The organism is Caballeronia calidae (genome assembly GCF_900044055.2).
GTDB classification, from domain to species: Bacteria; Pseudomonadota; Gammaproteobacteria; order Burkholderiales; family Burkholderiaceae; genus Caballeronia; species Caballeronia calidae.
On record NZ_FCOX02000060.1, the window covers coordinates 21517 to 40848 of the forward strand.

Consider the following 19332-nt stretch of genomic DNA (forward strand, 5'->3'; position numbering starts at 1 on the left):
ACGAAACACGGCGACAATCGCGCGTTTTCACGCTTTCAGCATACCTGCTCGACCGTTTCCTTACGATGGCCCTTTCACTCGACGACATCCTGCATCTCTTCGACAAGCACGGCGCGATCGCCTACAGCGGCGAGCCGGTGACTCAACTTCAGCACGCATTGCAGTGCGCGACGCTCGCCGAGGCGGCGGGCGCGAGCCGCGAACTCATCGTCGCGGCGTTGCTGCACGACGTCGGGCATCTGCTGAATGTTCAGGGCGAGACGCCGACCGAACGCGGCGTCGACGATCTGCATCAGTACTTCGCGCTGCCGTTCCTGCGCCCGCTCTTCTCCGACGCCGTGCTGGAGCCGATTCGCCTGCATGTCGATGCGAAGCGCTGCCTGTGCGCGATCGATCCGTCGTATCACGCGCGGCTATCGGCGGATTCGGTGCGCAGCCTGCGATTGCAAGGCGGCATATTCGACGATGAAGCCGCGCAAGCCTTCCTCGCGAAGCCCTACGCGCGGGATGCTATCGCGCTGCGCCGCTGGGACGACGAAGCGAAGGACGCGCAGCGCGTCACGCCGGGATTGGCGTATTTCATGGAGATGGCGGCGAGCGTCGTGGTCGTGCGGGGTTAGCCCGCGACGCGGGTAACGGGCCGTCGTGTGAACGTTTGTTCGTGGCGGGCTTCGCGCGGCGCTCGCCTGTGAATACGGAACAACGCTTCGATGCGAGCGCCGTTCCGGCATGACGGCGACCTGCGCCTGCGAGCGCGAGCGCGGCTCTCACCCGCATTCCTTTACGGAACATCGAGTCGTCTCCGTTCGTTTTTCTTATCGAGAGGCACTGGCGTGACTTCATCGCAGCACGCTCCTTCCGGGGCGCGTCGAATGCGGTGCCGATGCGACGCATCTGCTCAGTCTGCTTGATTCGTTACCGGTAACGGAGCGCGGACAAAGCGTCGGAAGACGGTCGACGCTTCAATCCGCGGATACGCATGGAGGCTTACGCCTCGTAAGCCGCAGGTCAACGTACATCGATGGGGTCGTCGGCAGATGTCTGTCGCGTAGAGGAGCCCAAAGCGTCCTCATTTCGGGGATGTGTCGTCGGTATAGCTGTCTCGGGGGGGATAAACGCCGGCGAGACGCGCGATCAGGATAGCGACGAACAAGCTGCCGGTGATCTGTTCAACCATGCACATGCCGCGTGCCGGGCGCGTCAATGGCGTGATGTCGCCGAAGCCCGTGCTCGTTAGCACGGTCAGGCTGAAATAGAGTGCATCGGCATAAACGAGCCGACCCGGCTGTCCAACGATCATGTACGACTGCGGATAGAAGTATCCGATGCTCGCGTAGATGTACGCCCAGAGGTCCCCGATCAACAGATACGCCGCCGCCGCGCCAAACAGCTTGTCCGGTGTCATGATCTTAGGTTGGAAAACGTAGCGAAGAAGATATCCGACAGTGAGCGAATACAGTACAGCGCTGAACATCCAGGACACAGCAAGGCTGTTGTCGTCGTCGCGCCACAGGCCGAGGTACTGAAACCACATAGCCGGAATGGCGAGTAACAGCGTGATCAGGAACGGCAGAGTCGTGCGCCCGACTGCTGCCACCGTCGCAATCACGAGGAACATATTTATGACGTTCAGTACGAGGCGACCGCTGTCGCTCGCCGGCACGAACGACACTGCACCAATGAGCGTGAGCAGCACGACGAACAGCCAGAAACAGCGCTGGTAGAAGATGCGAGATAGCGCTTCGCGCGTCGTACGAATGGCCATGACGATCTGTCATCCGGTCACGTAGGTGGCGGCCGAACCCATCGGGCCGCGTGTGACAGAAGTATAGGCTCGCTGCACGCCCTTGCCACCCGCCCGGGCCGGCAACAGTCGACCCGCTGCGACGGGTGGGCTGTCCGCGACCGCAAAGCTGCGACGAAAGTGGATAGGCAGATCACGCAGCTACGGACCGTCGGAAACCACCATCCTTCCCGATGCATCGAGTCGATGATTGATGTGCTGCATGGTGCGTACTAATCTTGAAGGTACGCGTTGATCTATTCGCAGTGAACGGTAAAGAAGAACGGAAAGCCACGATAAACAGGGGAAAACGCCGCCCGCGACATGTCCGCCGGTACTTCACCACTACTGTTGGAGCCCGCCGTTCTCTGCCGCTAACGAAGTACCGGGCCTGTGGCGCCCCGTTCTACGCTCGTCGTCATCGACTTTGCGCACGCGGCGCCTTATCACGCGGAGGTCGAACATGGATATCCAGGAAGCGTTCGTCACCCTGAACCGTAGGTTCGCGGAGACCGTCAACTCGCACGATACGCCTCAATGGGTCGCGTTATTTGCCGAGGACGCCATACTCATTCCGGCAGACCACGAGGTTGTGACCGGCAAAAAGGGCATCGAGGAATGGGCCGAAGTGGCGTCGAAGGTTTGGAATCACCTGGAAATCCAGCCCGGGTTCTGTACATCGGACGGAAGCGTGGCCTGGGAATCCGGAACCTGGGCCGGCAATATCAATGTAGCGGAAGGCCGGACGATGGACATTACCGGAAACTTCCTGCTCCTCGCACGGATAGAAGGGTCCGCGTTGCGTATCAAAGCACATACGTGGAACGTAAAGACCGCAACGCACTGATGACGTATCGCCGGCGGCGAGGACTCGTCCGGCACGGCGTCAGTCAGTCTCGCTGCACGATCCCGACTCGCCCCGAACGCCGTGGCCGGCTGACGACCTCATCCATTCGTCGCGGCCCTGAGTCGCCGGTGCCCGGGCGAGTATGCCTCAGCGGCCGCATTCGCGTGCCGTCGGCGCATGATCGGCCGGCAACTGATGCGGTGCGGACGCTGCATTCGCGCGGGTCGTTGCGGCTCGCGCGATCTCGAGCCGGTTGCCACCGCGCGATTTGGCGCCGTAAAGCGCGCGATCCGCGGCGGCGAGCACTTTTGCCAGCGTGTTTTCATCGGTTCCGAAGCGCGCCATGCCGATGCTCACCGTTGCCTCGATCTCCACGCCGTCCGCCGTGCGCGTGACCGTCTGCGCGAATCGGCGAACAACGGCTTCGGCCAGGTCTTTCGCGCGGGCGCTTTCGTGCCCCGGCAGCAGCGCGGCAAACTCTTCACCACCGATGCGCGCCAGGATCACATCGCGTCCGAGCACGCTGCGTAGAATCTTGGCGAACGACTTCAGCACTTCATCGCCGGCTTCGTGGCCGAAGCGGTCATTGATCGCCTTGAAGTGGTCGAGATCGAGCGCGAGACAGGACACTGGCGGAAAGGCGTTGTTTTCGCGGATGGCGCGTGCGCCTTCTTCGAAAAACCATCGGCGATTGCCCAAGCCGGTGAGGTAATCGGTCTGCGATTCGCGTCGCAGATCGGCGTGGGCTTCGTCGCGCGCGAGGCGCAGGAGCGTCATCGGCAGGATGACGGAATAGAGCACCCCTTCGTACATCGTCGCCTGGCCGATGATCGCCAGCAAATGTGGTCCGAACGATGCCGCGAGCCACGGCAGAATGGTGACCCTGAACGCGTAGAAGAGCGCGTGACCGCCCGTTACGGCCACGGCGATGTTGCGCGACTGCTTCCATTTCGAATCGCGCGTGCCGAGGAGTTCGCGCGCGGTCAGTCCGCACACCACGGAGATCGGGATGGCGCTGAGGTACGCCCACATGACCGCTTCGCCGCGCTTGCCCGCGATGGCCCAGGCGAGTGCGAGCATCGACACGATGCCGAGAGAGATCCGGCCGTAGCGGCGTCCGTTCAAGAGCGCGACGCCTTGCAGGTTCAGCAGGTACCCGCCGACGATGATGAGATTCGCCAGCGCGGAGCCCACGACGCCGGGAAGGCCGGGCACGCTATGCCGAATCGCGGCGGCGGCGCAGCCGAGCGCGAGCGTAGCGTAACCTGCTGCGAGCACGCCGAGTTCGCGCCTGCGCCGTGGATACGACCGGCGCTCCCAGAGCGTCAGGGCGCTGCTGGCGAGGAGCGTTCCGATTGCTAACAGGTAAAGGGTGATGAGGTCGACACGCATGCGCTCGTTGAGCCTTCTCCCAGGCGAAGACGATCTGACATGGCTCGTTTACGGCAGAAAAACCAAAAAACTGAGACGAGCATGCCTTATTTGGGTTGACGCGTTCAGCTCGATCTGCCGCGAGCCGTGTTTTCCTGAAGTTCCTTAATGCCGCGGGATGCGTCGGCTTCTTTCAGGGCTTTGTCATCGATGCGCAATGCGCTGAATCCGGCCAGGATCTCTTCATTCGCCAGAGAAGACCTCGGCCGGACGCTCACTTCACGATTTCAATGTCCGGTCGGCCCTCGGCATTGTTAAGACTTCCATATTTATCGCGCCGGCAAAAGCCGACCTGACGTACGGTGAAGCCGCGCCGCGCCTGCCAGCGGGCCGCCAACCTCCAGCCTGTTCCAGTGCCGCCATTGCTCATTCCCGCGGATCAGGATTAGCGTTAGCCGCGGCCACCAGCGGGTTTGCCAGCCGGCTTACGTGAACCCGCAACTGGCTTGCCCTTGCCGGCGGATTTGCTGCCCGGCTTTTGCACACTGAATGGATTACCGCCGGGCAAGGTCGTGCCTTTGCCTGTGGCCACATCGCGCTGCGCCGCAGGCCTGCGTTTGTTCTCGCCACCTTGCGGACGCGGCTTTTGGGTGAGCACCTGCGTGGCGCTCGGCGCAGCTTGCGGCACTTTGGGCTTTTTAGGCTTTTTGGGTTTCTTGATGAGCTGACCCGTCGCGCTGGTCTGCGGCACGCGGTGTTCGGCTTCGAAACCTGGCTCTTCTTCACGGGGCAGCGTTTGCCGGATCAGCGCTTCAATCGCGGCCAGTTGCGGCGCTTCATCGGCACACACGAAGGACACGGCCACGCCGCTGGCGCCCGCGCGGCCGGTACGGCCAATACGATGCACATAGTCTTGCGCCACGATCGGCAGATCGACGTTGATCACCAGCGGCAGGTCGTCGATATCCAGCCCGCGCGCAGCCACATCGGTGGCTACCAGCATGTGTACTTCGCCTGCCTTGAAGCGCTCCAGCGCACGCAGGCGCGCGGGTTGCGGTTTGTCGCCGTGGATGGTGTCGACCGCATAGCCCGCTTCATCCAGCATGGCCGCCAGGTAATCCACGCCCTTGCGGGTTTTGACGAACACCAGCGCATGCTTCCAGTTGTTCTCGGCCACAAGGTGCATGAAGAGATCAGGCTTGTTCCTTTTATCCACCGGCACCACCCATTGCCTGATCTTGCTGGCCATAACATTGGGCGGGCTGACGCTGATATTGACCGCGCCGCGCAGAATGCTCGCAGCCATGGCGCGGATATCATCGGAGAACGTGGCGGAAAACAGCAGGGTCTGGCGCTGAGCGGGCAAGGCAGCAAAGACGGCGTTGAGTTCGCGCGCAAAACCCAGATCGAGCATGCGGTCGGCTTCGTCCAGCACCAGCGTTTGTACCTGATCGAACTGCACTGCGTTCTGGCGATTGAGATCCAGCAAACGGCCCGGCGTGGCAACGAGCACATCCACGCCTTTGCGCAACTTCATCATCTGCGGGTTGATGCTTACACCGCCGTAGGCAGCCAGAAAGCGTAAATCGAGGCCTTTGCCGTAATCGATAAAGCTTTGCAGTACTTGTTCAGCCAGTTCACGCGTGGGCACCAGCACCAGAACCCGCGCGCGGTTGCTGGACACCGCCGGGCCGTGTTGCACCAGTCGTTGCAAGAGCGGCAGCGCAAAACCCGCCGTTTTGCCAGTGCCCGTCTGTGCCGCAGCCATGACGTCCTTGCCGCTGAGCACAGCAGGAATCGCCTTGACCTGCACCGGCGTCGGTGTCTGGTAATTGAGGTCCTGTAGATTACGCAGCAACGGACCGATCAGGCCAAGCGAGGCAAAAGACATGCATGTATTCCCGGCTAAAACCGCAATTTTAGCGGTTATCGCCGTGTGCTCGAGAAAATGAGCGCAGGCAGGTTTCCTTGTCAGTGACGCAAAGTGCCCAGCGCTGGGGAGGCTCCGCCGGCTGTCTTATCGGAAGCGTAAGCACAAGCTGATCAAGGCTTCGTCGCCCGCGATCAACACGGAGGCTGGTTCAGCGTCTGTTCGGTGTGCACGAACTGCTGTCCGCAAGCGCAAGACATGCGTTTTTCAATGTCACTGCGCCCGGCGTCGATAGCCCAGCTTCAGCGCATTCACGACGAGTTCGACTGCGCGCGACGATTTACGGCGACTCGGGTAGTAGACGTGATGTCCGACGAAAGTGGGAAACCAGTCTTCCAGCACCCAGGCGAGTCGTCCAGCCTGGACATGCGGCTCAGCGAGATCCTTTGGCATGTAGGCGAGTCCGAAGCCGCAGAGCGCCGCATCGAGCATCTGATAGACATTATTGAAGGTGAGCTGACCTTCGACGCGCACCTGCAGTTCGCGCCGCCCCTTGCTCAACTCCCACGGCAGCAGCGAGTCCCGCGTGGGCAGGCGAAGATTGATGCAATTGTGAAGCGTCAGATCCGCTGGAGCTTTGGCTCGCGGTCTTGTTTGCAGATAGTCCGGGGAGCCTGCGATCGCCATCGTCATATCCGGTGCGATGCGCACCGCGACCATGTCTTTAGCTACCTGGTCGCCGAGCCGCACGCCGATGTCGTACCGATCGGCCACGATATCCGACAAGCCATAGTCGTTCACCAGTTCGATTCTCAACTCGGGATACTCGCGAAGAACGGCCTGCACCCGCGGCCAGACATAGGTGTTCGCGGCGTAGTCCGTGGTCGTGATCCGCACCGTTCCTGCCGGCCGGTCAGTCATTGCCCGCAAGGATTCGAGCTCCGCCTCGATCTCCTCGAACCGCGGACCGACCGACGAGATCAGGCGTTCGCCGGCATCGGTCAGCGAAACGCTGCGAGTCGTGCGCGTAAGCAACGGCAGCCCCATGCGTTCCTCCAAGGCTCGCACCGTGCGGCTCAGCGCGGATTGAGAGACGCCCAGTTGCGCGGCAGCCCGCGTGAAGTTCCGCTCGCGCGTGACCGCCATGAACGCCACCAGATCATTGAAGTCTTCCATCGATTCATGCTCCACAGCATAAGTGCATGCCGAGTTTGCCATCTAGTCGCGTGAATGGCGAGGCGTTAGATTAGCGTCGTATGGCACCACGCCAGCAACATATATCGACCGAGGAAGAAGAATCATGGAACTGAAGCGCGCGGGTTCGCAGCCTTCAATGAAAGGCCCTGAGGAATGGTTCACCGGGACGGTGCGGATCGATCCGCTGAACGCTCCGCCGCCGCCCGCGCGCGTATCGTGCGCAAGCGTCACGTTCGAGCCGGGCGCGCGCACCGCGTGGCACACGCACCCGCTCGGGCAGACGCTGTTCGTCACGGCCGGATGCGGCTGGACGCAATGCGAAGGCGAGCCGCGCGTCGAGATACGCGCAGGCGATGTCATCTGGTGTCCGGCCGGCCACAAGCACTGGCACGGCGCGACATCGACGACCGCGATGACGCATATCGCCATTCAGGAAGCGCTCGACGGCAAGAACGTCGATTGGCTGGAGAAAGTGAGTGACGAGCAGTATCTCGGCACCGGCGAGCACAAATGATCAGGCTTTCCGCAGCCATCATCGTCTCGGCGGCGTTCTGCGTCTCGCCGGCAGCATCGGCGGTTGCCGGTGAGTCTCCCGTCATAACGATCGCGCACGAGCGATCACAGCCGTCTCTGCCGGGCGGAAGTCAGCGCTTCGTCGGCTCGGTGCGCATCGATCCGCTGTTCCAGGCGAAATCGCCTTCGCGCCTGTCGGGTGGCATGGTCACGTTCGAACCCGGTGCTCGTACGGCGTGGCATACGCATCCGCTGGGGCAAACATTGATCGTCATGTCCGGAACAGGCTGGATCCGGCAGTGGGGCCAGGAGCGGCGTGAGATCGTCGCCGGCGATGTCGTCTCGATTCCGGCGGGCGTCAAGCATTGGCACGGTGCCGCATCCACCGCGGGCATGACGCATATCGCACTCCAGGAGGCGCTCGATGGCCAAAACGTCGATTGGCTGGAACAAGTCACGGATGAGCAATACCGTCAGCCGTAACGAAAAAGGCAGCCGCTCGACGTGGCTGTTTGCGGCGGCAGCAGCGACCGTTCTCTTGTCTGCCTGCGCACAAACGCAAAGGAACTCAACCATGCAAGACGCCCCGTCCCTCGCCGATCTCAAAGCGGTGTCGCCCGCCTTCGAGCGATACACCGCGCAGACGGTGCTCGATGGTCTCTGGAAGCGACCGCAACTCTCGCCGCGCGACCGCAGCATCGTGACCCTTTCCGTGCTGATCGCCCGCAATCAGAGCGTCGAGATGCCGTTTCATATCGGACTCGCACTCGATAACGGCGTGGAACCAGCGGAGATCTCGGAGATGATCGCCCATCTGGCCTTCTATGCCGGATGGGCCAATGCAACCGCCGCATCGGGCATTGCAAAACGCATCTTCGATGAGCGCGGCATCGGATCGGATCGAGTCGCCCCCGCCGATGTAACGCCGCTGCCGCTGAACGAAGCAGCGGAGCGGCAGCGCGCGCAGATGGTCGAGGATAGTTTCGGCGCGGTCGCTCCGGGCGTCGTCCAGTATACGACCGATGTGCTGTTTCGCGATCTCTGGCTGCGTCCGGGACTGGCGCCTCGCGATCGCAGTCTGATCACGGTGAGCGCGCTCGTCGCAAACGGTCAGGTTGCGCAGATTCCCTATCATCTGAACCGCGCGATGGACAATGGACTCACAAAGGACGAAGCGTCCGAGGCGCTGACGCAGTTGGCGTTCTACGCGGGATGGCCCAACGTCTTCTCGGCGATGCCCGTGTTCAAGGACGTGTTCGCGAAGCGGGCCACATGACTATCAGGCTGGCGCGCGGGCGCCGCGCATCGAGTCCCCGCTTTGGCGCGGTCCCCTGTGCCGGTCTTCCGGCGACACAGGCCATTCATCGCGCTTCTGGCCGCATGCATCGCCGCGCGGTCGGCAGGCAGGCGCAGTCCCGTCAGCCTTGCCAATGCCGTTTCGACTTTCGCGGAACTACCGCGGCATGGGTCCACCGGGCTTCACCGCCTTGCCGGAATCGACGACCGAACGCGCCATGAGTCCCTTCGCTTCGTTGCTGCTCGAATCGATCGACAGCGCGCGATTGGCATTTTGCCAGGCACACTGCTCACGCCCCTGTACGACGCAACCGCGTGCCGCCATCAATGCCGCATTGCGCGCCTTTTCCCGCGAAAGCAAATCCTGCTTCAGCAGGAGCGCCTCGGGATTGTCAGCCTGCAACGAAAGCGCCCAATAGATACCTGATCGGGCCAGATGCAAGTTGTTCTGGCCGAGACCGTCGCGCGCTCGTGCAAGCGCAAGCGCCATCGACTTGCGACGTTTGTCGCCCGATTCCTTGTCACTCGAAGTCGTCGCGTCCGAGCCCTGGGCAACCGTCGGGGGCTGTTGCGTCGTCGGGGTCTGTTGGGTCGTCGGAGGCTGTTGCGTCGTTGGGGGCTGGCTGGGCTGACTCGCCTCGTTCGACGTCACGATCCCTCGCGCGTCGATCGATCTCACCTGCGGTTCATGCGTGTTTTTATCCCCATGCCAGAAGAGTACCGCTCCGCCGAGGAGCACGATGGCCGTCATCAGCGTGAGCACCGCGCCCGTTCTCGCACGCGGACGACCGGCAGCGCGAGGCGACGGCGGACGCACCTCGTCATCTGGATAAACGGAGTCGTTCGACGCGAAAGAAGATGTCGGTTGTCGCGGCCACAGCGGTTTGTATTGCGAAGCGTCGGCACGCTCGCTCGTTGGGGCCGGCGCTGCCATGCCGGGCTTCCTCTCTGCGGCATGATCGCCGAACACGAACCGCGCAGGCGCACCGCAATAGGGACAGGACGAAGTCGCCCCCGATACCTTGTTGCCGCAGCGCGCACATGTTCCCGTGAAATTAGGGCCACGAGCGCCTTGCTCGTCCATCTAAGCTCTCCTCCTCGTGTGAAGATGCGAACGAAACGTCAGACCTGAAAATGTGCCCGATGCAACGGGCACAGATAGCCGCTCGATTCGATAGCGAAGGATTGCCTTCGTCGCGATGACGAGGCCGGATTAAGCCCGTTAGTCTAACATCGGCCCGCGGAGGACCGCCGTCATTCCATCGACACTGGCAACTAGCGGTAGCACTTTGAATATGCGTTCCTAAGTATGACTATCACGGGCGCAAGCACCGTCGACGCGCTTCAGGACGCGCCCTTTGCCCGCAGCGACGTAACAAATTGCTTGGCCGCCTCGTTGCCATGCACCAGCGCGCGTAACGCCAGAGCGAGGGCCAACTGCGTCTCATGAGCCACTGCGCTGCGATCGGCATCGAAAAGTTTGACCGCGTGCCGCAGATGTTGTGCCGCCTGAGTATGGAGTGCCGACGCCGCTGCATGATGTTGCGCGGCCGTCAGGTCACTCTCGACGGAGCCCGCCGATGAGGGTGCGCTCGCATGCTTCGCGGCGACATGCACCTCGTCGATGGCATGTTGCGCATGGCCGTGCGCCAGCACAGCCAGATAGGCGGCATGCTCGAAATTCTTGGCCGCTTCATAGTACTGCGAGGCCTCCCGATGAAATAGCGCTGCCTGCTCGTGATGCGATGCAGCAGATTCGAGATGGCCTACTTTGCTTGGCTTGGTGGTCATGACAGCCCGCTCCAAAGGCGTTCCATCAGCAACGATCGGTTGCATGCGACATGCATGGGTCGGAATCTCACGGGAATTTACCCGCGCCATCGTCAATATGATACGTCGCTCGGCATTGGAACAATCACCCATCGGCGCGCGCATTCGGTCTTTGGTTCCAGCGACGACGAGATAACCGGCCGCCGAGACTCACCGCGATCGACGCTTTGAAGGGGCACCGCCGACACGGCCTACCGTTCTCAGCACTGCGTCGCCTGAAGCGCCGGGTGGTTTGCAGGCTGCTGACCAGACTGAAGAGTATGCTGAGATTTCGAAGGGACCGGGCGGACCTACGACGTCCGGAACAGGACACATACCGGGGCAGGCGCATGGATGCAGCGGATCGGGAATACGTGCTCGCGGGTAGCCTGGAAGCGCTGAAAGCGAAGGGACGACTGGTCGTGCAGGGTGGTCATCGTCCGATCCTCATCGTCTACGACCGCGGGCGCATCTTTGCCCTCGACAATCGCTGTCCGCACATGGGCTTCCCGCTCGAGCGAGGGACGGTCGAGGACGGCATCCTGACCTGCCATTGGCACCACGCGCGCTTCGACCTGGAAAGCGGCTGCACCTTCGATCTCTGGGCCGACGATGTACCCCACTGCGCGGTCGAGGTGCGCGATGGCGACATCTGGGTGGCGACCACGTTCAGTCATGCCGATCCGGCGGCGTACTGGCATCAGCGGCTCGCGGACGGCCTCGCACATGACCTCGCACTCGTCATTGCCAAGGCCGTGCAGGGTCAGCTCGCAGCGGGCGTACCGGTGGCCGCAATCGTGCAGCAGGTGACGCTGTTCGGCGCCCACAACCGTGATGGCTGGGGTGTCGGTCTCACGATATTGACGGCCCTCGCCAATCTCTTGCCCCTGCTGCCGGAAGAGGACGCCTATCTTGCGCTGTTCCACGGCGCGCGTCATGTGGCAATGGACTGCGACGGCGAAGCGTCGCGGCGGGAACGTGCGCCCCTTGGAAGCCGGCCGGAGCCGGCCGCGCTCAAACGCTGGCTGCGCCTTTGGACCGATGTGCGCCATCGCGACGCGGCCGAACGCACTTTGATGACAGCGATCGCCGCTGGTCTCTCACCGGCTGTGCTCGCCGAAGCACTGCTGTCGGCCGCAACGGAGCGGACGTTCGCCGACACCGGCCATGCGCTCGACTTCATCAACAAGGCGTTCGAGTGTCTCGATCTCATCGGATGGGAGCATGCGTCGACCGTGTTGCCTACGATCGTCGCGCAGATGGTGGCCGCCCGTGGCGCCGAGGAGTCGACTGCGTGGCGTCAGCCCGTCGATCTTGTCGCGCTGTGCGACGAATCAGCGGGCCAGATGTCGCAACTATTCGCGGCCGGCCACGGCTTTCAAGGCTGGTCGAACCACGCGGCGCTCGCGCGAGCGCTGCTTGGAGACGATCCGATACAGATCGTCGACGCGCTCAAGGCGGCGATCCGCGCAGGCGCCGCTCCGACCGATCTGGGGCAATCCCTCGCTTTTGGGGCAGCGCTGCGCGTCGCCCGCTTCGGCAATGCCAATGAGCACGCAGATTGGGAAACGGCCCACCATGTCTTCACTCATGCGAATGCGCTCCACCAGATGCTCAGGCGGATCGGCGACGCGGGCATCGATGGTTACGTCACGGCTGCGCGGGCGATCATGCACGGAGCCATGGCGCTCTACCTCGCCCGTTATTTGAATGTGCCGCCGGCCCGCATCCCGGGTGAAGACAAAGATGAACTCGACGACCTTCCCGTCGATGAGCACACGATCCGCACCGCCTTGCTCGACGCGTTCGACCGACAGCGACAGGTCGATCTGGCGGCACGACTGGTGGCTCGGCATCTCACGCTCGGCCATTCGCCAGAAGCGCTGATCGCCACGCTTGCCTTCGCGACACTCCGCGAAGATGCAGGCTTCCATGCCTATCAAATGCTCGAGGCAGGTACTCGGCAGTTGTCGGTGTGGGGCAATACCGTAGAAGGCCGCCATATCATTGTTGCGGTCGCCCGTTATCTCGCGGCCCATTCGCCCACTGAACGCAAGGCTCTGCAAACGGCCGACATCGCGCAGCGTTTAATGAAAGGCGGCGAACTGCATCATGGCGCTGAATCTGCGTGACCATGGCGACGCAGAACAGTTCATCCTTTTTTCGTACGTCTGCTTAAGTTCGATAAAGACAGACAGGCCTCCGCTTCGACTGACTTTCTCAATGGCACTGTCCTGACGTTCGCCGCTGTCACATCCATGCTTCATCGCCGCAAGCAACGCACCTCGCGAAGGAAGCGTCATGAATCGGAAGACGAGCTGCCGTTCAGCCGCGACGATCAACGGGCCGATACATGTTTTTCCCTTCACGAGAGATCGCTCTCATCAATCCGGCGATGATCGGATACCGTGAGGAAGCGCGTGCGAAATGAGTTGACGTTTTGCTTTCCTGACATACGCTTGGTTGAGCGTCGCGCGCCTCGCGATGAAACGGATGCGAATCGACGGGAATCGGGTGAGTGACATGAACGTTGCCAGGACATCATCCCTATGTGCGCGTCACAGGTTCGATCGGCAGGGGTGGCGCGCCGTGTCGGCGTGGCTTGCGGCTGTCTGCGCCGCATGGACGATCGATGCCCTCGTTTCGCCCGCGCACGCGGAGCCTGTCACGACCTATCGCGGGATCTGCAACGCATCGGCGGGTGTCGATATCGGGGCGGGCCACTTCGTTGTGGGCGATGACGATATCGACTCGCTCGTCGTCTATCAGTACGGAAAGCCCGACGTCGTCGACGAAGTCAAGATCGGCGATTACCTCAACGGCGCGGCCAGCAAGGACGACGAAGCGGATATCGAAGGCGCCGCGAGAATCGGCGACCGGATCTACTGGATAACGTCGCACTCGGGGAAGAACGGCGAGCCACGCCCAACGCGGCAGCACTTGTTCGCGACGCGTATCGTCATGAAGGACGCCGTGCCCACCGTCGTACCACTCGATACGAAGCCATACGACAAGCTGTTGAGCGCACTTGCCTCGGACAGCCGCTTCGAAGAACTGAAAAGGGCAATGAGCAAGGGCGCGGAAGAAGATCACGGCTTCAACATCGAAGGACTGGCCGCCACTCGCAATGGCGGCTTGCTGATCGGTTTCAGAAACCCGCTCGTGGCGAAGAGCGGCAGTCGGAAGGGGCGCGAGGCGCTCGTGCTCGAACTCAAGAATCCGGCCGACGTCCTGGAACGCGGCGCCAAACCCGAATTCGGCGATCTGATCCGGCTCGATCTCGGCAAGCGGGGCGTGCGGAGTATCGAGCTCATCGACGGCGAGTATTTCATCGTCGCGGGGCCGTTCGACGCAGGCACGCCCGGAGATCCCGCATCGCGATTCTCCATCTTCAGGTGGAACGGTTCGCCGCACGCGAAGCCCAGCCACTGGAAGGACATCGAGCCGTCCACCTTTCATGCGGAGGGACTGTTCGAGATCGCAGGCACGCGGAAGATCTATCTGTTGAGCGACGATGGCGACGAACAGCGCATCTGCAAGAAAGGTCCCGACAAGAAGAAAACGACCAGCGACAAAACCTTCCGGGGGATGGCAGTGGAGCGATGAGCAAGTCGACGAGCGAGGTTCGGATCGAATGGTCCTTCGGTCATCCGGCCTGGCAAGCGCCCTTGCTCATTCGATGGACGGCAGACCCGAATGTAACGGGAGCCGTCCATCACATCACAAACCCAACGCTCCTGAACCGGCTCGCAAAGAGTCGATCTGATCGCGAAAGACGTCAGGGCCCGTCGTGGCCAAGGGTATCTCTCCGAACTGCAGTGCCGCGAGCTGCGCATAAAGCGGGGAACTCTGCAGAAGCTCTGCGTGACGCCCCTGCGCGACAATGCGCCCGTGATCCAGCACGACGATGCGGTCCGCTCGCTGCACAGTGGCAAGGCGATGAGCAATGACGAGCGTAGTGCGGTTCAGCGCGGCGTTGTCCAGCGCGGTCTGTACGAGCCGCTCGCTCGCGGCATCGAGCGCGCTCGTCGCTTCGTCGAGCAGAAGGATTGGCGGGTTCTTGAGAATCGCGCGCGCGATCGCCAGGCGCTGACGTTGGCCGCCGGAGAGCCGCACTCCCCGCTCGCCCAGAAACGTCTCGTAACCTTGCGGCAGTTCCTCGATAAAGCCGGCGGCGGCAGCCATCTCCGCGGCGCGTTGCACTTGAGCGAGCGTTGCGTCGGGCATCCCGTAGCGGATGTTGTCGAGCACACTGCCCGAAAAAATCACCGATTCCTGCAGCACGACGCCGATCGCCTCGCGCAATGAGGTTAGCGATACCTGATCGGTCCGCACACCGTTGATCAGTATCTCGCCGGACTGCGGATCGTAAAACCTCAGCAGCAGTTGAAACAGCGTGGTCTTGCCCGCGCCCGACGGCCCGACCAGCGCGACGTGTTCACCCGGGCGCACATCGAGTGAAAAGCTGGAGAGCGCGGCGATGCCGGGACGCGACGGATAGGAGAAGCCTACGTCGTGAAACCGGATGCCGTTCCCACGCGCCGGCAACGGGACGGGCGACTCGGCTTCCACCACGGGTGAGCGCGCGGCCAGCACTTGCAATAGCCGTTCCGTTGCGCCCGCAGCCCGCTGCAGATCGCCCCATACTTCGGCGACGGCTCCCACGGCACCCGCCGTGAAAACTGCATACAGGATGAACTGGGAGAGCTGGCCGGCTGTCATGTGGCGAGCCAGCACTTCCTGAGCGCCGAGCCAGAGCACGAACACGATGGCGGCGAAGACGGACACGATCACGACTGCGGTCATCAAGGCGCGTGCCCGAATGCGTGCGAGCGCCGTATCGAAGGCCGCTTCCACGGCCCCGCCAAAGCGATTCGCCTCATGGGTCTCGTGCGTGTACGACTGCACGGTCGGCATCGCATTGAGCACTTCGCCCGCCAGCGCACTTGCGCTCGCGACCTTGTCCTGGCTCGCGCGCGAAAGTTGCCGCACGCGCCGTCCGATGATGACGATGGGCGCGACCACCACGACCAGCGCAACGACGATGTAGCTGGACAGCTCCGCGCTCGTCGTGAACAGCATCGCAACGCCGCCGACGATCAGCAGGATATTGCGGAGTCCAAGCGACAGGCTCGTACCCACGACGGTCTGGATCAGCGTCGTGTCGGTCGTGAGCCGCGACAGCACCTCGCCCGTCTGCGTGGTCTCGAAGAATTGCGGGCTCATCTTCATCACGTGGTCGTAGACGGCGCGCCGTAAATCGGCCGTGACCCGTTCGCCGAGCCACGACACCCAATAGAAGCGCAGCGCGGCAGCGGCGGCGAAGATCAGCGAGACGACGAAAAGCGCGATGAAATAGCGATCGATATGCGTGCGGTTGCCGCTCGCGAAGCCGCGGTCGATCAGGTACTTGAACGCCACCGGAATCGCCAGCGTCGCACCCGCCGACGTCAGGAGCGCCAGGAACGCGCACGCCCAGCGTCCCGCATAAGGGCGCAGGAACGGAAGCAAAGCGAAAAGCGGAGCAACCCTTCGGGGTCGCGCAGCGGCATCGGTCATGAAGACTCCTGCGAGGATCGGCTATGAGTGGATAGGGACATCCGTGGCGCTGGTCGTGGCCGGTTCATCGCTACGTCGGATTGTCGTCTTTTCTCGTCGGCACGTCACCGTGACGATTTCGCTTGAAGCAAGTTGCGCGTTCCGGCAGATACGCCGGCGTGCATCAGGCCGGACGGCAGCCATGTAGAGCAGTCTGACGCGCAAGCATTAGCGGCGAGTTAACATCAGCCGCTGGTTTGCCGGCTCTTCTTTTCCAACCGCGCGTTGGTGCGTGGCAAGCCATCCGATCGAAGTGCGTTGTCGGAGTTTTGTCGAAACGGCAGATGCGCCGCGTCGCGACGATGATCCGAAGCCGCGCATATCAAATAAAGTTACCGCATGTTTTGGCCGACACTCACGAGCATCGTCGACATGCGGCATGCATAAGCACTGTGCTTCCAGGCTCGCGTTTTTCCGCACCTCGGACTCGAAATCTTCCCCGGCCGCGCATCGCTCGATGCGACGCACATCTAAGTGCCGTTGCCTGTAGCGAAAGCCGCCGGTTCAGAAGTCACGCTTCTCGCGGAACACGTGGCGACCGCCTACTATGAACGTCAGGAGCGAATTCGGCCACCGGCGTGTGTCGCAACGCCCGACGCTCACGGGCCTTCGGCCAAGGCTCCTTCCAAGAACAGATTGCAGGAAGTGAAACGATGTCTTCGAACGACACCGCTTTGTGATGCGGTTCGCCACGAGACACTGCGGCCGCGCCTTGCGGTTCGTGTCCGATTCGATCTCGTAGTCGTTGCACACCGTGCCCCGTCGAGCAATAACCGCACAGCCAGCACGTAAGTAAGCGACTCCATGACGCCCGTCTTCATATGAGGATTGACACGCTATGCCCTCTACCGGTAGCAGCAATCAACCCCGGCGCGGCCTGCTCCACGATTCGACCGGACGCGAACGCCGCGCGCAGCACGATGGTGGTCCACCTGTGTCACTGCCGTCGTCGTTCGCTGTATCGCAATGACCGTCGCGACCGGCCGGGGAAACAGGCCGGTCGATGAACCTCCCCTTGCCAACAGGCATTGCTGTGGTAGCGCGTCCTGACGTCGCCGTGGCCCTCACTATCCGCTAACAAACCGGCGTCACACTGGCTTCGTTGTTAGTCCGGTGTGGTGATGACTGTCGTCGGCCGTCAACCATTTCTCGCCCTGTTGCGCAACTTAGGCGTTTCAACTGGCCCATGAAAAATCCTTCGCTCCTTCCCGCCCAATTGGGGATCTTCTTTCGGCAGCATGTCGATTTGCGTGATCCGCGCTTCAACGTGGCCCAGTTGACAGAGATCGTCGGACCGCTCGATGTCGATGCCCTGCAAGCGGCGCTGCATCAGACCATCTCGGACACGGAGGCGATGCAGGTCCGGCTGCTCGATACGCATGCATTGCCCCGCCAGGTGCTGGACGAGCCAGTGGACTTCACGCTGCGGGTTATCGATGTCAGCGACGCCGCCGATCCGTTGCAGGCGGTCGAGGCACATGTCAGAACCGCGATGAGCACTGCCATCCATCTGAATCAGTGGCCCTTGTTCGAAATCCTGCTGTACAAGGCCGCCTCGGAAAGGTTCTTTCTGTTCCAGCGCATCCACCATGTCGCGTTCGACGGGTTTTCCTTCCTTCTATTCACGCAGCGGCTCGCAAGCGTCTATTCGGCGCTGATCGACGGGCATCTGCCTGCGCCGTCCGGTTGGGGGCGTCTGTCTGATCTGATCGCAGACGATGCGGCCTATCGTGCTTCCCCTGCCCTCGAAAAGGACCAGCAATTCTGGCGCGACTATCTGGCGGGATGCCCCGAGCCGGCGACCCTTGCCGAGCGGACCGCGCGCGCGTCGCATGCCTCGTCCGATGCGGTGTCGGCGGCCGCGCAGACGCGCCTGTCGCCGGAAATCGCAATGCGCCTGCGCCAGACCGCCCGGCGCAACGACGCCACCGGGCCACAGTTCGTCACGGCTGTCATGGCCGCCTTCGTGGCGCGCATGAGCGATCAGCCGGAAGTCGTGCTCGGGTTGCCCGTTACGGCCCGCGTCGGACGAGTCGCCAGGAACGTACCTGGCATGATGTCCAATATCCTCCCGCTGCGGCTGGCCGTGAGTGAAGGTTCAAGCATCACGGATCTGCTCGAGCATGTCGCCCGGCAGAGCCGTCGCGTGCTGCGTCACCAACGCTACCGGTTCAAGGATATGCGCCGTGACGCACGGCGCCTCGATGCGGGCGAGCTGCTGTTCGGGCCTATCGTGAACATCATGCCCGAATTCACCAGTGCGCTGAATTTCGCGGGCTGCCGGATCGCTTCGAATCGCTGTTTTGCCGGCACGCCCGATGATCTGTCGCTGATCGTGCATGACGAAGGAGAAGACGGTGGCCTTGAATTGCAGTTCGAAGCCAATCCGTCGCTCTATACGCGCGAGTCGGTAGAGACGCATTTGCGGCGCTTCACGCATCTGCTCGGCGAGATTCTGGACGCGCCGGAAGCGCCGCTGAATCGGATGGATCTCCTTTTGCCCGGCGAGCGAGCGCTGCTGCTCGAGCGCTGGAACGACACGGCTGCGGCTTATCCCGAACATCTGTGCATCCATCAGCTGTTCGAACAGCAGGTTCAACGGACGCCCGATGCAACCGCAGTCGTCTTCGAAGACGTGTCACTCACCTATGCGCAACTCAATGCGCGCGCCAACCGGCTTGCGCATCACCTGATCGGTCTGGGCGTGCGCCCGGAGACCCGTGTGGCCCTGTGCTTGGTGCGCAGCCACGAGCTGATCGTCGCGCTGCTGGCCATTCTCAAGGCGGGCGGCGCCTATGTGCCGCTCGATCCGGCCTATCCGGGCGAGCGCCTCACCCACATCCTCGACGATGCCGCGCCCGTGCTCCTTATCGCCGATGCACCCGGGCGGCAAGCGCTCGGCGATACCGGCGATCTGCCGGTCCTCGATCCGGTGTCCTTCCATGATGCCGCCGCCCAAAGCAACCACGACCACGATCCGATCGTGCCGGACCTGAACTCCCGTCACCTCGCCTACGTGATCTACACCTCCGGCTCGACCGGCAAACC

Annotated in this window: 15 protein-coding genes; 8 read left to right on the forward strand and 7 right to left on the reverse strand. The window is 62.4% G+C overall.

Translation table 11 applies throughout. The features are described from left to right. The first annotated feature begins 65 nt into the window (after positions 1-65). On the forward strand, positions 66-620 hold the full coding sequence (locus tag AWB78_RS33580) for a phosphonate degradation HD-domain oxygenase (protein WP_062610932.1): 555 nt from the start codon (positions 66-68) through the stop codon (positions 618-620). 449 nt (positions 621-1069) lie between these two features. Here AWB78_RS33580 and AWB78_RS33585 read toward each other — a convergent pair whose 3' ends face one another. Next, the gene (locus AWB78_RS33585) at positions 1070-1765 is read right to left on the reverse strand and encodes a potassium channel family protein (RefSeq protein ID WP_062610933.1); all 696 of its coding nucleotides are present in this window, start codon (positions 1763-1765) and stop codon (positions 1070-1072) included. 481 nt (positions 1766-2246) lie between these two features. Here AWB78_RS33585 and AWB78_RS33590 point away from each other — a divergent pair, with 481 nt between their 5' ends. Continuing rightward, positions 2247-2630, forward strand: a complete 384-nt coding sequence (locus tag AWB78_RS33590) for a YybH family protein (protein WP_062610934.1) — start codon at positions 2247-2249, stop codon at positions 2628-2630. Positions 2631-2777: 147 nt separating this feature from the next. Here the strand turns inward: AWB78_RS33590 and AWB78_RS33595 are convergent, their stop codons facing one another. The 3 genes from AWB78_RS33595 to AWB78_RS33605 all read right to left on the reverse strand — a co-directional run bounded on the left by AWB78_RS33595 (position 2778) and on the right by AWB78_RS33605 (position 7047). Further along, entirely contained in the window at positions 2778-4022 is a 1245-nt protein-coding gene (locus AWB78_RS33595) for a GGDEF domain-containing protein (protein ID WP_232477982.1), read from the reverse strand. Positions 4023-4452: 430 nt separating this feature from the next. After that, entirely contained in the window at positions 4453-5892 is a 1440-nt protein-coding gene (locus tag AWB78_RS33600; protein WP_062610935.1) for a DEAD/DEAH box helicase, read from the reverse strand. Positions 5893-6144: 252 nt separating this feature from the next. Beyond that, positions 6145-7047, reverse strand: coding sequence for a LysR family transcriptional regulator (locus AWB78_RS33605; RefSeq protein WP_062610936.1), 903 nt, complete (start codon positions 7045-7047; stop codon positions 6145-6147). Positions 7048-7171: 124 nt separating this feature from the next. On the opposite strand from AWB78_RS33605, the gene AWB78_RS33610 reads away from it, so the two are divergent. The 3 genes from AWB78_RS33610 (at position 7172) to AWB78_RS33620 (ending at position 8857) form a co-directional block, all read left to right on the forward strand. Further along, on the forward strand, positions 7172-7582 hold the full coding sequence (locus tag AWB78_RS33610) for a (R)-mandelonitrile lyase (protein ID WP_062610937.1): 411 nt from the start codon (positions 7172-7174) through the stop codon (positions 7580-7582). Next, positions 7579-8064: a (R)-mandelonitrile lyase gene (locus tag AWB78_RS33615; RefSeq protein WP_062610950.1), complete on the forward strand. Its 486-nt coding sequence runs from the start codon at positions 7579-7581 to the stop codon at positions 8062-8064. Before AWB78_RS33610 ends, AWB78_RS33615 begins: the two co-directional genes overlap by 4 nt. 91 nt (positions 8065-8155) lie before the next feature. Then, complete coding sequence (locus AWB78_RS33620) at positions 8156-8857, forward strand: carboxymuconolactone decarboxylase family protein (protein ID WP_096031887.1); 702 nt, start codon at positions 8156-8158, stop codon at positions 8855-8857. A gap of 177 nt (positions 8858-9034) precedes the next feature. Here the strand turns inward: AWB78_RS33620 and AWB78_RS33625 are convergent, their stop codons facing one another. Further along, on the reverse strand, positions 9035-9961 hold the full coding sequence (locus AWB78_RS33625; RefSeq protein ID WP_157697696.1) for a hypothetical protein: 927 nt from the start codon (positions 9959-9961) through the stop codon (positions 9035-9037). A 260-nt stretch (positions 9962-10221) separates the two neighbouring features. Further along, positions 10222-10668 (reverse strand): hypothetical protein, encoded by a 447-nt coding sequence (locus AWB78_RS33630; protein WP_062610940.1) that lies wholly within the window; start codon positions 10666-10668, stop codon positions 10222-10224. Between the two features lie 368 nt (positions 10669-11036). Between AWB78_RS33630 and AWB78_RS33635 the strand changes: the two genes are divergently transcribed. After that, complete coding sequence (locus AWB78_RS33635; RefSeq protein WP_062610941.1) at positions 11037-12818, forward strand: Rieske (2Fe-2S) protein; 1782 nt, start codon at positions 11037-11039, stop codon at positions 12816-12818. Between the two features lie 457 nt (positions 12819-13275). After that, a complete protein-coding gene (locus AWB78_RS33640) occupies positions 13276-14292 on the forward strand; it encodes a DUF3616 domain-containing protein (protein ID WP_062610942.1) in 1017 nt (338 codons plus the stop codon). 114 nt (positions 14293-14406) lie between these two features. Here AWB78_RS33640 and AWB78_RS33645 read toward each other — a convergent pair whose 3' ends face one another. Further along, positions 14407-16245, reverse strand: a complete 1839-nt coding sequence (locus AWB78_RS33645) for an ABC transporter transmembrane domain-containing protein (protein WP_062610943.1) — start codon at positions 16243-16245, stop codon at positions 14407-14409. Between the two features lie 1225 nt (positions 16246-17470). Between AWB78_RS33645 and AWB78_RS33650 the strand changes: the two genes are divergently transcribed. After that, positions 17471-19332: condensation domain-containing protein (locus AWB78_RS33650; RefSeq protein WP_157697697.1), on the forward strand; the 1862-nt coding region annotated here is incomplete at its 3' end.

Excerpts from the sequence above, each read along its gene's own strand:
- AWB78_RS33580 (WP_062610932.1), top strand. The coding sequence starts at position 66 with ATGGCCCTTTCACTCGACGACATCCTGCATCTCTTCGACAAGCACGGC.
- AWB78_RS33585 (WP_062610933.1), bottom strand. The coding sequence starts at position 1,765 with ATGGCCATTCGTACGACGCGCGAAGCGCTATCTCGCATCTTCTACCAG.
- AWB78_RS33590 (WP_062610934.1), top strand. The coding sequence starts at position 2,247 with ATGGATATCCAGGAAGCGTTCGTCACCCTGAACCGTAGGTTCGCGGAG.
- AWB78_RS33595 (WP_232477982.1), bottom strand. The coding sequence starts at position 4,022 with ATGCGTGTCGACCTCATCACCCTTTACCTGTTAGCAATCGGAACGCTC.
- AWB78_RS33600 (WP_062610935.1), bottom strand. The coding sequence starts at position 5,892 with ATGTCTTTTGCCTCGCTTGGCCTGATCGGTCCGTTGCTGCGTAATCTA.
- AWB78_RS33605 (WP_062610936.1), bottom strand. The coding sequence starts at position 7,047 with ATGGAAGACTTCAATGATCTGGTGGCGTTCATGGCGGTCACGCGCGAG.
- AWB78_RS33610 (WP_062610937.1), top strand. The coding sequence starts at position 7,172 with ATGGAACTGAAGCGCGCGGGTTCGCAGCCTTCAATGAAAGGCCCTGAG.
- AWB78_RS33615 (WP_062610950.1), top strand. The coding sequence starts at position 7,579 with ATGATCAGGCTTTCCGCAGCCATCATCGTCTCGGCGGCGTTCTGCGTC.
- AWB78_RS33620 (WP_096031887.1), top strand. The coding sequence starts at position 8,156 with ATGCAAGACGCCCCGTCCCTCGCCGATCTCAAAGCGGTGTCGCCCGCC.
- AWB78_RS33625 (WP_157697696.1), bottom strand. The coding sequence starts at position 9,961 with ATGGACGAGCAAGGCGCTCGTGGCCCTAATTTCACGGGAACATGTGCG.
- AWB78_RS33630 (WP_062610940.1), bottom strand. The coding sequence starts at position 10,668 with ATGACCACCAAGCCAAGCAAAGTAGGCCATCTCGAATCTGCTGCATCG.
- AWB78_RS33635 (WP_062610941.1), top strand. The coding sequence starts at position 11,037 with ATGGATGCAGCGGATCGGGAATACGTGCTCGCGGGTAGCCTGGAAGCG.
- AWB78_RS33645 (WP_062610943.1), bottom strand. The coding sequence starts at position 16,245 with ATGACCGATGCCGCTGCGCGACCCCGAAGGGTTGCTCCGCTTTTCGCT.